Source organism: Candidatus Eremiobacteraceae bacterium (assembly GCA_036511855.1).
In the GTDB taxonomy this organism is placed as follows: Bacteria; Vulcanimicrobiota; Vulcanimicrobiia; order Eremiobacterales; family Eremiobacteraceae; genus JABCYQ01.
On record DATCBN010000011.1, the window covers coordinates 24,528 to 37,606 of the forward strand.

At 64.6% G+C, this 13,079-nt stretch carries 11 protein-coding genes; 5 read left to right on the forward strand and 6 right to left on the reverse strand.

Annotated features, from left to right (window positions below; genetic code table 11):
• Positions 1 to 52 precede the first annotated feature (52 nt).
• Genes VII69_01830 through VII69_01850 form a run of 5 tightly spaced genes read right to left on the reverse strand, consistent with a single transcriptional unit; the run spans position 53 to position 9,409 of the window.
• The gene (locus tag VII69_01830) at positions 53 to 2,614 is read right to left on the reverse strand and encodes a diguanylate cyclase (protein ID HEY5093835.1); all 2,562 of its coding nucleotides are present in this window, start codon (positions 2,612 to 2,614) and stop codon (positions 53 to 55) included.
• Positions 2,615 to 2,635: 21 nt separating this feature from the next.
• Entirely contained in the window at positions 2,636 to 5,224 is a 2,589-nt protein-coding gene (locus tag VII69_01835; protein ID HEY5093836.1) for a diguanylate cyclase, read from the reverse strand.
• Positions 5,225 to 5,268: 44 nt separating this feature from the next.
• The gene (locus VII69_01840; protein ID HEY5093837.1) at positions 5,269 to 6,582 is read right to left on the reverse strand and encodes a heterodisulfide reductase-related iron-sulfur binding cluster; all 1,314 of its coding nucleotides are present in this window, start codon (positions 6,580 to 6,582) and stop codon (positions 5,269 to 5,271) included.
• 14 nt (positions 6,583 to 6,596) lie between these two features.
• Positions 6,597 to 7,925: an FAD-binding oxidoreductase gene (locus tag VII69_01845; GenBank protein HEY5093838.1), complete on the reverse strand. Its 1,329-nt coding sequence runs from the start codon at positions 7,923 to 7,925 to the stop codon at positions 6,597 to 6,599.
• A 26-nt stretch (positions 7,926 to 7,951) separates the two neighbouring features.
• Positions 7,952 to 9,409, reverse strand: a complete 1,458-nt coding sequence (locus VII69_01850; protein HEY5093839.1) for an FAD-linked oxidase C-terminal domain-containing protein — start codon at positions 9,407 to 9,409, stop codon at positions 7,952 to 7,954.
• Positions 9,410 to 9,445: 36 nt separating this feature from the next.
• On the opposite strand from VII69_01850, the gene VII69_01855 reads away from it, so the two are divergent.
• The 5 genes from VII69_01855 to VII69_01875 all read left to right on the forward strand — a co-directional run bounded on the left by VII69_01855 (position 9,446) and on the right by VII69_01875 (position 12,130).
• Positions 9,446 to 9,799 carry a hypothetical protein gene (locus VII69_01855; protein HEY5093840.1) on the forward strand — a complete coding sequence of 118 codons (354 nt, stop codon included), beginning with the start codon at positions 9,446 to 9,448 and terminating at the stop codon, positions 9,797 to 9,799.
• A 19-nt stretch (positions 9,800 to 9,818) separates the two neighbouring features.
• The gene (locus tag VII69_01860) at positions 9,819 to 9,953 is read left to right on the forward strand and encodes a hypothetical protein (GenBank protein ID HEY5093841.1); all 135 of its coding nucleotides are present in this window, start codon (positions 9,819 to 9,821) and stop codon (positions 9,951 to 9,953) included.
• Between the two features lie 3 nt (positions 9,954 to 9,956).
• Positions 9,957 to 10,292, forward strand: a complete 336-nt coding sequence (locus tag VII69_01865; GenBank protein HEY5093842.1) for a peroxiredoxin — start codon at positions 9,957 to 9,959, stop codon at positions 10,290 to 10,292.
• A 106-nt stretch (positions 10,293 to 10,398) separates the two neighbouring features.
• A complete protein-coding gene (locus VII69_01870) occupies positions 10,399 to 10,911 on the forward strand; it encodes a hypothetical protein (protein HEY5093843.1) in 513 nt (170 codons plus the stop codon).
• Positions 10,912 to 10,987: 76 nt separating this feature from the next.
• Complete coding sequence (locus VII69_01875; protein HEY5093844.1) at positions 10,988 to 12,130, forward strand: glycosyltransferase family 2 protein; 1,143 nt, start codon at positions 10,988 to 10,990, stop codon at positions 12,128 to 12,130.
• Here VII69_01875 and VII69_01880 read toward each other — a convergent pair.
• Positions 12,127 to 13,041 carry a type II CAAX endopeptidase family protein gene (locus VII69_01880; GenBank protein ID HEY5093845.1) on the reverse strand — a complete coding sequence of 305 codons (915 nt, stop codon included), beginning with the start codon at positions 13,039 to 13,041 and terminating at the stop codon, positions 12,127 to 12,129. The two genes, VII69_01875 and VII69_01880, sit on opposite strands and share 4 nt — an antisense overlap.
• Positions 13,042 to 13,079: the final 38 nt, after the last annotated feature.

Genomic DNA, 13,079 nt, shown 5'->3' on the forward strand with positions numbered 1-13,079 from the left:
CCATTTCTGTAATAGGGCAAGCATCGCTTGCCCTATTTTTATTCAACCCCAATCAAAGCATGCTCGCGAACAACTCCACCATCTCTCCATCGAATTGCGTGCCGGCATTGTTGTGCAGCTCCGCCAGCGCGGCGGCCTGCGACATGCCTTTATGATACGGCCGGTCGTCGGTCATCGCTGAATATGCGTCGATGATGCTCACCACCCGGGATAGTTTTGGGATCTGTTCGCCTGCGAACCCTCGCGGATAGCCAAGTCCATCGTAACGCTCGTGATGGTGGAGCACTGCCTGCGCGACATCGCTGAAGCCGGGGATATGCTCGAGCAGCATCGCGCCGACCTCAGGGTGGCGTTTCACCAGCCGCCGTTCGTCCGCCGTCAGGCCCGATGGTTTGCAGAGCACTTGATCGGGAATGGCGATCTTGCCGACATCGTGCAGCACGCTTGCGAGGAGCAGCACCTCGGTTTCGGCCTCTGAATAACCGGCCGCGCTCGCATAACGCTCGGCCAACTGGTTCACTTGTTCGAGATGAGTCCGCGTCGCGGGGTCGCGCGCCAGGAGCGCGGCGAGAAGCTCCGAGACCGGCGCGAAGTTACCCTTGAGCTTGATAGGCGCCATTGTCGGGGCTTGCGGCCCGCCGACCGGCACGCCCGAACGTTTGCTTTGGTATAACGCCGCATCGGCTCTTGCGATGAGGTCGCCGGCATTTCGTCCATCGCGCGGGTACTCGGCAACGCCGATCGACGCCGAGAGCGGGATGTGTGCTCCGTCGAGATCGAGCACCGCGGTCGCAAGGTCGATCCGGATCCGCTCGGCGACGTTGAGGGCGTGGGCCTCGTCCGAATCGACGAGAATGGTGAGAAACTCGTCGCCGCCGTAACGGCCCACGACATCGGACGCGCGGCAAGTCGCGAGCAGAACGGCCGTCAGCTTGCGCAGCGCTTCGTCACCCGCCGGATGGCCGAAGTTGTCGTTGACCAGTTTGAAGCGGTCGATGTCGAGCATCAAGACCGCGAACGTCGCGCCCGAACGCTCGGCGCGCTTGACCTCTTCTTCGAGCCTCGTCTTGAGGTAGCGGTGGTGATAGATGTTCGTGAGCGGATCGCGATCCGCACGGTTTTCGGCATCCGCGAACATGCGCGCGTTTTGCACCGCGAGCGCCATCTGTTCCGCGATCGCCGCCAACAGCCGGACCGAGGACTCGTCATACGCCCGTTCTTTGTACGATTGAGCCGAGATCACTCCGAGGCACGTGCTTCCGAGACGCAACGGAGCCATCGCGATCGAGCGCACGAATTCTTCATTTAGGTTGAGCATGCGGAACGGCTCGGCGTAGATCTCCGCCTGCGAATGAAGCACGAGCGGCGCGTTCGATCGCACGACTCGATCGGCGATGGATCGAGCGAGCGGAACGGGTTCTATCGTGAACTCGACGTCGCCCTCAAGGCCGTACTCGAGCGACAAAGTCGTGCCGTCGTCGCTCAACAATTCGACGAAGAAGACCACCGCGTCCATGACCCGTCGCACTTCACGGCATACCGTACGATAGAGCGTCGGCAGACTCAAATGGGCCGAGAGCGCCCTAGACACTTCAGCAAGCAGCTGAAGCTCTCGGGTCTGCTGTTCGGCTCGCATGAGCGCCTCGGAATGTTCGACGGCGATGGCGGCTTGCTCGGCCACAGCGACCAGCAAGGTCAGATCGCGGTCGGTGTACGCGCGCGGCGCCGGACTCTGCACCGAGATGACGCCGATGATCCGGTCGCCGATGCGCAGCGGTGAGAACAGCGCCGACTGCACCGGTTCGCCCTCACCTGAGGTGAGTTCCGGCATGCTCGTCCAATCATCGAGAGTCCGGAGTATCATAGGCTGACCCTTGCGCAGGACGTACCCGGTGGCCGAATTTTCGATCGCGTATTCGCCGCCGTCGATTCGATGGCCGACATCGACGCAATAGGGGATGAGGACCGTTCCGGCATCCCATTTCACAAGCGCGATGAAAAAAGTCGACGCGTCCATGATGCCGCCGACGAGGTCATGGATGCGGCCGAACAGATTGCGCAGGTCGCGCTCGGATGAAAGCGCGCGGGCGGTGTCGAGGAGCACGCGAAGCTCTTCATCGCGCGACCGCGCCGTTTCCGACGACTGCCGCTCGGCGACCACGAGTGACGTCACATCCGCCGCCGTCATGATGTCACCGAATTCTGCGTCGCCGTACGCATCCGGCTTCGCCGCTCCCGCGACGAGATAGCCCGTCACCACGCCATCCGCATGCAGAGGCGCGACCACGAACGACGATTCGCGCTGCTTGACCGGACTCATGAGCGGTGAATCCAAGCCCGCCCGGCCGGTGGCCTGTGCGAGGCCCGATTCCAAGGCGGCGTCGATCAGGTATTGATCGCATTGAAGATCGCTCGCGACGTGCGCCGATGCTGCGCGATAAAGCGGACGCAACACGCCGTGCGCATCGATGCCGACCGCTTCGATAAGATCAACCGTCGCGCGCTCCGCCAAAGCTTCGTGCAGCGACGCAAAAAATTCGCTGCGCGGCCGGTCGACGGCAAGCGAGAGTAAAGAGGAATAGAACGGCATCCGGCCGATCGCACGCGTGTCCACTATGTAGGGTTATCGGACGCTTTAATGCCGGGCGACTGCGGCTAGGTCGACAAAACGTTCAACCAAGGCCGGGTCGAATTGCGTCCCGATGGCTCGCCGAAGCTCGGCACACGCCAGCGCGGCCGAGACGCGCCGCCTGTGGGGACGGTCACAAGTAAGCGCCGAGAACGAATCGAGCAGCGCCAACAGCCTCGCGACGAGCGGAATCGCATCTCCGGCAAGGCCCGCTGGGTAGCCGCTGCCATCGTACCGCTCGTGGTGATGACGGATGGCGCTTGCCACAAGTTCGAACCCAGGAATGTTCTCGACGAGCATCGCGCCGATCATCGAGTGACGCTTGACGAGTTCGTACTCGGCCGGAGTGAGCGGGCCGACCTTGCGCAGCACATGATCGGGAATTGCGATCTTTCCGATGTCGCGCAGCACGCTTGCAAGCAGCAGCGCCTCCGCCTCCGGCGGGGAGAGCTCGAACGAAGCGACGCAGTCTTTCGCGAGACGGTTGATGTTTTCGAGTCTGGAGCGAGAGTCCGGGTCGCGGGCGAGTAACGCCGCGATAAGCTCGGCGACCGGTGTGAAGGCGCCCTCGAGACGAAGCTCCATCGTGCCGATACGCTGGAGCGCGGCGCTTGGTCTTCCGTGCCGCTTGCTCTGATATAATCCGGCGTCCGCTTTTGCGATGAGCTCGGCGGCGGTCGCGCCGTCCGCCGGGTACGAAGCCAAACCGAGAGATGCGCGAAGCGGCACGGAGATCCCGCCGGGCAGCCGAAGCTGGCGATCCGCCACGGCGTCGCGAATCCTGGCTCCGATGACGAGAGCTCGATCGTGAGGCGTGTCCGGCAAGATGACCATGAACTCGTCACCACCGTAGCGGCCGATGATGTCGCCGCTCCGGCACGTCGCGTGGAGCACCGTGGTCAGCATGCGCAGCGCCTCGTCGCCTGCGAGGTGGCCGTACGTATCGTTCACTTGTTTGAAATCGTCGAGATCGAGCATGATGACGGCGATCCCCGTCTGCGCATCGCGCGCGCGCGCTAGCTCTTCGTCCAGCCGCGTCTTGAGATAGCGGTGATGGTATAGATTGGTCAGGGGATCGCGGTCGGCGCGATTTTGCGCCTCGCGGAAGAGCTGTGCATTTTGGACCGCCAACGCCATCTGCTCGGCGATCGCGCTGAGCAAACGGACGGCCGGCTCACCGTACGCGCCTTCGTCGTACGACTGCGCGGTCATCACGCCGATACAGACGTCGGCCAGCCGCAGCGGCGCCATCGCGAGGGACCGAACCGCGCGCTCGTCCGCTTTGAGGACTTGATGGGGACTTGCGGAGAGCTCTCCCCGGTTTTGGACGACGACGGCTTGATTGGAACTCACGACCTTTTCGGCGAGCGTGCCGGCTATCGGGTAGTCCGGCAGATCCAGTATCTCCTCGCCCTGCGCGCAATATTCCACGTGCATCGTCTGACGGTCGGCAGATGTCAAGCTGACGAGAAACACTGAAGCGTCCATGACTCGTCGTACTTCGCCGCACACGGTCTGGCAGAGCGCTTTGAGCGAAAGCTGTGCCGAAAGCGCCCGCGAAACCTCAGCCAGCAGTTTGAGTTCGCGCGCGCGGTGCTCCGCGCGCAGCAGGTATTGCGAGTTCTCGACGGCGATCGCGCCCTGTTCGGCGATCGCGAGGAGAAGCTCGAGATCGCGCTCGGTATATGCGGCGGGATGCTCGCTCTGAACGGAGATGACACCGATGGTGCGGTCGTTGACCTTCATGGGGACGTAGACAGCGGCGGCGGCTTCGCTGCCTTTGCCTGCCAGATGTCCGGGATACGCGAGGAAGTCATCGGTGGTGTGGATCAACAGCGGTTTGCCGTTGGTGAAGACGTGACCGCACAGCGAGTCGCCGAAAGGCGCTTCGGGAATTTCGAGGGGTTCGCCATCGCTCACCGCGTACGGGAACTGCATGCGGCCGGTGTCCACCGATCCGAGCGCGATCAAAAAAGTCTGCGTATCCATCACGCTTGCGACCAATGCGCGAAATTGCTCGAAGAGCTTGCGGAGATCGCGCTCGGTCGAAAGCGCGCGGGTCGCGTCGAGCAAGAGGGTGAGTTCTTCGCCCCGTGCGCGCGCCTCGTTAGAAGCGACCAGCGCGCCGACGACAAGTCCGGCTATGTCGGCGGCCGCAGCGATATCGTCACCGCCGTCTTCGTCGAAGACCGCCGGTTCGGCGCTTGCGATGGCAAGCGCGCCGAAGCGGCGCCCGATGGCGCCCAAGGGCGCTATCGCCATCGAGCCGCCGGGGAACGGCAGACGATGTGCGTCGGCGCTGCCGGCGGTCACGATGACGGCCGTGGGTGCGTCGCACGCGCGCGCGAACAAGCCGGGGCCTATCACGAGTGGCGCGCCGTCGGCGCCGCCGCCGGCGGAGTAGATGGTGCGGAAGCGCGCGATTTCGCCGCCGTCGGCGACTGCTATTGCGACATAATCAGCGTGAAACCGTGTCTGCAGCGCGCGCCGAAGCTCGTCGAAGAACTCCGCGTGTCCGAGCGAAGTAGCAACTGTCAGCAGGGCTGCGCGGTCTAGCGTCGGGGCGCCCCGCGCACCTCGCATGTCGTGCTTCATGAACTGCAACCGTCCGGCGTCGGGCGAGTGTCGTGGACTACACCTTAAGTTATCGGCGGACGCGGACTCGCGGCGTATGCCTCGTCGAGGAGATCGACGGCGTGCCGGACGCGCAGCTTCAGGCCGCGAGCGGCGATGCCGGCGCGCAGATGCATGTGGCACCCGGGGTTGCAGACGACCAGAGTGTCGGCGCCGGTGGCAACAGCGTTCGCAAGTTTTTCATCTAGCAGCGCCGCCGCCATCTTAGGATGCGTCAACGCGTTCAGTCCGGCGGCCCCGCAGCACCGGTCCGGATCCGCCATCTCTGCAAGCCGGATACCTGGGAGACTTCGCAACAGCGCGCGCGGCGCTTCGCGTATCCCTTGTGCATGGGCTAAGTGGCACGCATCTTGATACGTCACCACCTCTTCACTTGCAGGGTTGGTCTTGTTATCGGCCCCAGCCGGCGAATAGGGCCGCAATAGTTCGGTCACGTCGCGCACCGACTCTGCAAACGCCCGAGCCCGCTGCGCGTAGTCCGGATCGTCACGGAGCAATTCGCCATATTCCTTGAGCGCGGCGCCGCATCCGGCGCTGTTGACCGCGACGAAATCCAACGATGCGCCGGCGAACGCGTCGACGACCGCGCGCGCCATCACGCGGGCGTGCGTCCGCTCGCCGGCGTGCAGATTGAGGGCGCCGCAGCACCACTGCGCGGCCGGCGTCACGACCTCGTAACCTTGCCCGCGCAGCACGCGTACCGTGGCGGCGTGCACGTGCGCGAACAGCTCGTTCATCACGCAGCCTAAGAACAGACCGATACGCGCGCGCCGCTCGCCGACGGCGGGCACCATTTCCGGAAGCGGCGGCGACGGCGGCGGTGCTTCCGGAATCATCGACACAAGCGTGCGCAGACGGGCCGGCATCGGCAACGATGTCACGACTGCGCGCAACCATGGAAATCGCTGGATCATGCGCGCAGGCCACAGCACCATCTTCGTCAGCGCGCGGTTCGGCAAGACCCGCTCCGTCGCGAACGCGCGGAAAATGCGCCAGCCGCGACGCCGCGGCGTCAATTCACCGCGCTCTTCGACCTGAGCGCGGCCATATTCCAAAAGGCGGCCGAACGGCACGCCGGATGGGCACGCGGTTTCGCAAGCCCGGCAGCCCAAACAAACGTAGAGGTGTTCTGCAAGGAATGCATCGACGGGCGCACGGCCTTGCTCGACGTCCTTCATCATGAAGATCCGGCCGCGCGGCGAGTCCGCTTCCGTGCCGAGTAGACGAAACGTCGGACATGCCTGCTCGCACAGCCCGCAGCGTGTGCACGTATCCAAGTCGATGGTCGCCGGCCTGTCAGGTCCGATATAGCCGTTCACGTCGTGCACCGTCGTCAGATCCCGCCCGGCATCCGTCCGGGGTCGAGAACGCCGTCCGGATCAAAAGCATCCTTCAATCTGCGGAGCAGCCGGTACGGCGCATACGCCCGCGGAGGCAGTGCGTCGTCGCGGACGTCGACCGGCGCTGACGTGCAGGTGGCGTGACCGGCGGCTTCTTCGACAGCTCTCCATACAGGCGCGTGGTCCACCAGCGGCACACCGCTACCCGCAAGCGCGGACGCCGGCACGTGCGCGAACAACGTTCCCAGCGCGGGATGCGCCGTGAGCTCCACCCCCGGCCAAGTTTTTTGCGCTGCATCGATCACCGCCGCCAGGCGCGACGGCAAGCACGAGATGCGATACGCGATCCAACGCGCGGCAGGGTACGCGGAGCCGCCGGCAAGTTCGGCGACATCGGTCCACGCTCTCCGGACGCCGCTTCGATCGGCGATCTCCGTGGCGAGACAGCCATTTTGCTTGCAGATCCGCGCGATGTCGTCGAGCTGTTTTGCAAGGGCGCGGCGCAAGCCGCCACACCGGAAAATGGCAAGCCATTCGCCCGCTCTCGTCGCGCCGGCAAGGGCGGTCACGCGCTCGGACGTTTGCGGATCGTGCAGCGTCGTCGCGTACGGAAAAACCGGCGCGGCGGCCACGTCCATCGCGGCCGCGGCTGCGCGCCCGGCGTCGCCAAAGCGAGCGACCAGCGCCCGTTCGTCAGGCGGCACCGGTGCGAGTTTGAGGATCGCTTCGCCGACCACGCCGAGCGTGCCGCGCGAACCGATGAAGAGTTTGTGCGAGTCGTACCCTGCCACGCTCTTGACGACGTGCGAACCGGCGAATGCGATACTGCCGTCGGCGAGGGCAACGCGAAGTCCGAGCACGTTGTCGCGCATGCCGCCGAACCGCTGGCCAAGCGCACCGCCGCGACCGGCTGCGATCGCGCCGCCGACGGAAGCCCCTGCCTTGAACGGCACATCACACGGGAAAAAGCGCTCGCACGCAGCGAGCGCCGATTCAAGATCGGCCATGCGCGCACCGGCGGAAACGCGCGCGGTGAGATCGTCGGCCTGGATATCGATGGTCTTGCCGCAGCCGCTGACGTCGAGCACGACGTCGAGCGAGCGCGGGCGCGGCGGCGAGTCCGATTTCGTACCGCGGCCTCGGATCGCGACGCGGCCCCGTTCGCACGCAGCCGCGCGCAAGGCGGCCGCCGCTTGCTCGAACGATTTCGGCGACGCCACCACCGTCGGAACGCAGCCGGCGACCGCATACGCAGCACAATCGTCGGGGTGAACCGTGAGACGGTCGGCGACCGCTTCGCGCAACGTCGAGTCAAAAGGCACCGGCCCGATGCCCTTAGCTTTTGATCTCAAAACGCTTCACCGGCCGCGCGCACAGCGGAAGGATCCACCTCGCCGCGGTCCACGTGGCGCGCGCTCTCGCCGCAGCGGCGAGCGGTGGGGAAAAGCTTGCCGGGATTGCAGAGCCCGCGTTCGTCAAAGGCGCTGCGGACCAAAGCCATGAGGTTGAGATCGGCAGCGCTGAACTGCAGACTCATGCAGTCGCGCTTTTCCATGCCGACGCCGTGTTCGCCCGTGATGCTGCCGCCGGCGCGGACGCAGGCTTCCAATATCTCCGCGCCCGACTTCATCGTCCGGTCGAGGTCGCCTTCGATCCGGTCGTCGAACAAGATGAGCGGATGCAGATTGCCGTCGCCGGCGTGAAAGACGTTCGCGATCCGCACGCCGTTGCGCACGCCGATGGCTGCGACTTCTCGCAAGATATCCGGCAGGCGGCTGCGCGGAATCACACCGTCCTGCACGTAGTAATTCGGACTCAAACGACCCATCGCGCCGAAAGCGCTCTTGCGGCCTTTCCATATGCGCGCCGCCGCTTCGGCGTCCGGGGCGACGCGGACTTCGCGCGCGCCGTTGCGCGTGCACACGTCGGAAACCGCGGCGGCGATCTCGTCGGCGGTCTCAGGGCCGCCGTCCGCTTCGACCATCAATATCGCCGCTGCGTCTAAGGGAAATCCCGCATGAACGAATGCCTCAATAGCGGCCGTCGCCGTCGCATCCATCATCTCAAGCGCGCCTGGGACGATGCCGGATGCGATGATATCGGACACGGCATGCGACGCGCCGTCGACGTCGTCGAACACGCAGAGCATCGTCTTCGATCCAGCCGGAATCGGCACGAGCCGAACGCAGATCTTGGTCGCGATTCCGCATGTGCCCTCAGAGCCGATGAACGCGCCGAGCAGATCGTAGCCGTAGGATTCGCGCGTCTTGCCGCCGAGCCACACGATCTCGCCTTCCGCGGTTACGATTTCAACGCCAAGCACATGCTGCGATGTGACGCCGTATGCAAGACAGTGCAGGCCGCCCGAGTTCTCGGCGACGTTGCCGCCTACCGTGCAGGCCGCCATGCTCGACGGGTCGGGCACGAATCGCAGGCCGTGCAGCGCGACGGCTGCGCTCAATGCGGCGTTGACGACGCCGGGTTCGACCACGGCGATTAGATCGCGGGTATCGATTTCCAGAATGCGGTTCAGGCGCGCCGTCGCGATGACGACGCCGCCGCTTTCGGCGATCGCGCCGCCGGACAAACCTGTGCCGGCGCCCCGCGCGACAAACGGCACCGAAGCGGCGCAGCATGCGGAGACGATAGCGGCGACCTGCTCCGCGGAATTAGGAAGTAGCACGAGCTCGGGCACCGCCCGTTCGATCGACGCGTCGTAGCCGTACGAACGCAGATCGCCCGCCGACATCAACGCATTGCGCGCGCCGACAAGGCCGCTGAGCCGTTCGAGAAGTGCCGCATCCATCGCAAGCGCCTTCTCTGGCCGCACAAGGGCATCCCGGTGCGGACGCGAACAGAACGAGCCGTCATGGAGCCGCCTGTGGATCGCGTGCAGTTCAGTCCCGTCAAAGACGTCTACCGGCCGGGCGACGTGCTGACGGTCGCGATCTTCTTCCGGAAACCGTGGGTCGGCGAGGTCGAAGTCGGACTAGCCTCCGATGCCAACCCGACCGGGACTCTTCACACATCCGTGTTCGCTCGTAGCAATCCCGCGCTTTACGAAGGCCAAGTGCACGTCCGCGGCCAGCACGTCGGCGCGTGCCGCATGCTCGCCACGTTCAGCGGCGTCGACGGGTCCACGCTCACGAAATCCTTGACCGACGAGCCGTTTCAGGTCCGTCCGATCAGTCCATAAAACTTCTGAGGGTGTTGCAATGCCTTTGATGCCTGGCGACCGGCTGCCGAAGATCGAGTGCGAGACGCAATCGGGCCGCATAGATCTGGACGACTATCGAGGATCGAAAATCCTCGTCATCTGGACTTATCCAAAAGACGACACTTCCGGCTGAACCATCGAAGCGCGCGATTTCAGCCGGCGGTCTGCCGACTTCAACCGGGCCGGCGCGGTCATCGCCGGCATATCCACCGATAGCGTCGCTTCTCATCAGAGGTTCGACGAGAAGTTCGAGTTGAGCGTACCTCTGCTCGCCGACACTAACGGTGCGGTTTGCGGGCTGCTTGGCGTTCCGGTCGGGTCATCGGGTTCGGCGGCCCGGATGACGTTTGTCATCGGCGGCGACGGAGTTGTTCGCAAGGCGTATGAAAAGGTCGACGTGCTCGGCCATGCCGAGCGCGTGTTGTCCGACGTCAAAGAGATCGCCGCCGGAAAGGACCTGGCAGGAGAGTGAAGCGCCGCCCGACAATCGGCGCGCAACGCTAGCGACCGAGGTTGACGCGGGCGATCGATTTCGCACGAAACCGAACTTCATTCAGGCGGCATCCGGAGGGCCGATAATGCCAACAAAAAAGCGAGCGACAAAGAAGTCCAAGCGGACAGGATCCGGCGCGAAACGCGCCGCCGCCGCGCGCAAACCGGCGAAGAAGAAGTCCGTAAAACGGACCTCGCTTAAGAAGAAGGCGCCGGCCAAAAAAGCCGCCGCCAAGAAAAAAGCGCCGCCCAAGAAGGCGGTAAAGGCGAAGAAGACCGTCGCGAAAAAGCCGGCCGCGAAAAAGCCCGCCGCGAAAAAGCCCGCCGCGAAAAAGCCCGCTGCGGCAAAGGCAAGCCCGAAGAAAGCGCCTGCTGCGCAAGCGAAACCCGCAGCGGTGAAGTCCGGCGCGCAAAAGCCGGCCCCGGCGCCGAAGGCCCGCGACGCTGCGCCGCCGCGTACGGAGAAACCGCTTTTCGACGAGATCGACGTCACCATTGAGGCCGACGAATTCGAAGACGACGAAGAGTTCGAAGACGGCTACGGCGAGGAAGAAGAGGAAGAAGAAACCCACACGGACGACCACGACAGCGAGTTCTAAGAGCGGCGCTAGATCGGGCCGCTGCGATTCGCGCGGCCTGGGATGGCTTTCGGCTGTAGAAGCCGCAGCGGCTATCGTGTGGGGAATCGCTGCATTGTGGGCTGCGCTTGACGCTCGCGAAACGCGCCGCTATTCCATCCGGCCGCGGGCCGGCGAGCGTCCGCGGCGGAGCGTAGGTCCGCGCACGAGACCGCGTGTATCCATCATCGCTCCCATGCGAAACGAAGCGCGAAACGTCAGCGCTTGGCTCGCATGCGCGCAGGCGCAAGATGCATGCGTTCACGAGATCATCGTATCCGACGACGCTTCCGATGACGCGACCGCGCACATCGCCGATGCTGCAGCGCGCGAGGATGTTCGCGTGCGAGTGGTGCGCGGGTCGCCTGGCCCCGGATGGGTGGGAAAGACGGCGGCCGCGGATCGCGGCGCGCGGATCGCCCAAGGCGAATGGCTGCTGTTCAGCGACGCCGACATGCGGATGGTGCCGGGCACGGTTGCCGCAGTGCTTGATGCGAGCCTCGATTTCGGTGCGGATGCGTGTTCGCTCACTGCGTCCCTCGAGTGCGGGAACGTGCTCGAACGGATCGTCATGCCCGCCATGGCGGCCGTCGTCATGTCCGGCCATCCGCTCGTGCTCGTGCACGACCATCGATCGCAGGTCGGGCTTGTATGGGGCGGTTTTGTGCTCGTCCGCCGCGACGCATACCGCACCGTCGGCGGCCACGCGAGCGTCCGACACGAGATCGCTGAAGATCGCGCTTTAGCCGAACGCCTCAAGGCCTTTGGATTCACGGTGCGTCTCCTGGACGGTCACGAATTCGTGAGCGTGCGCATGTATCGCGGCCTTGCGGAAATGTGGGAGGGCTGGCGCAAGAACGTCTATGAGGGAACGGGCCGGAATCCCATCGTGGCGTCGGTGTTCATCATCGCGGCAAGCGCGATGCTTATCATCCCGCTGCCGATGCTCGCGTCGCTCGGGGTCACCGCTTTGCGACGGCCTCTCGCGAGATCAGAGCGAACCCTCGTCGTGTGGTGCGCTTTGAACGCGGCCGCCAATGTCGCAGTTCGCGCGTTGCGCGATCGCGCGATCGGAGCGCGGACGTGGACCGCACTTGCGGCGCCGTTGGCCGGCGCGTTCATCACGTCCGTCATGTGGGCATCGATGTGGCGGGCGCTCAGCGGCCGCGGTCAACTGTGGAAAGGGCGCGTGATCCGTTAGGCATCGAACACTCCGCGGCGATGAAGAGCGTAGAGAACGGCGGCCCCGGCCGCAAGCGCGATCAACGAACTCGCTCCTGCTTCGGGGCCGAAGGAACCGCCGGTGAACCAGTCTGGTCCTGTCACCGATTGCGTCAGGATGTTCGCGCTTCCAAACGACTGGCCGCTCACGGGGAAGCCGAAGATGGGGCCTTCGAATAGATTCCACGCGAAGTGGCAGCCGAGTGCGAGCCAAAGGGATCCGGTCAGCATGACGCTCGCGCAGAAGAGCGCGCCCGCGACTGCGATCCCGGTAATCGTCATAGCGATGTCGGCGTGCGCTCCCGGATTGAAGAGATGCAGCGATGCGAAGAACAGTGACGTGACGATGAGCGCCGGCCACGCTCCCCACGCTTGCGTCAAGTTCTGGAAAAGATACCCGCGGATCGGCATCTCTTCGGCCAGCGCGGCCAACAACAGCAGTGGGATGAGATAGGCGAGCGACCCGAATTCGCCTGCCTGCCATCGAGGCGTCGCGGTACGAGCAAATCCAAGCGCGCTCTCGAAGATCAGCACGAGCGTCTGCATGCCGATCCCGAGTAGAACGCCGATGCCGAACAGACGCAGCCAGCGCACGCGAAATGTGAATCCGAGGGTTCCGACCGGCATGCGGTCGACGAAGCGCCGGAACAGAAGCGCGATCCCGACAGCGCCCGCGCACTCGCACGCCACGGCGATGAATAGATTCGCGCTTTGGTCCAACGTCACGTGATAGCGGTCGAGAGGCCCGACGAATTGCGCAGCTAGTTCGACGAGCAGCGCTGTGCCGATCCACCAGAACACGATGTAGAGGAGCGCGCGCAGAACCGGATGCAATTCGGCTCCGCCTGGGACGATGTCAGCGGGAAGATTCGAACCAGCCGGCGCGTTCATGCGCCTCCGTTTCTCGCGCCTCTCGCGCTTCCTGCAGA

Excerpts from the sequence above, each read along its gene's own strand:
- VII69_01835 (HEY5093836.1), bottom strand. The coding sequence starts at position 5,224 with ATGAAGCACGACATGCGAGGTGCGCGGGGCGCCCCGACGCTAGACCGC.
- VII69_01850 (HEY5093839.1), bottom strand. The coding sequence starts at position 9,409 with ATGGATGCGGCACTTCTCGAACGGCTCAGCGGCCTTGTCGGCGCGCGC.
- VII69_01860 (HEY5093841.1), top strand. The coding sequence starts at position 9,819 with ATGCCTTTGATGCCTGGCGACCGGCTGCCGAAGATCGAGTGCGAGACG.
- VII69_01870 (HEY5093843.1), top strand. The coding sequence starts at position 10,399 with ATGCCAACAAAAAAGCGAGCGACAAAGAAGTCCAAGCGGACAGGATCC.
- VII69_01880 (HEY5093845.1), bottom strand. The coding sequence starts at position 13,041 with ATGAACGCGCCGGCTGGTTCGAATCTTCCCGCTGACATCGTCCCAGGC.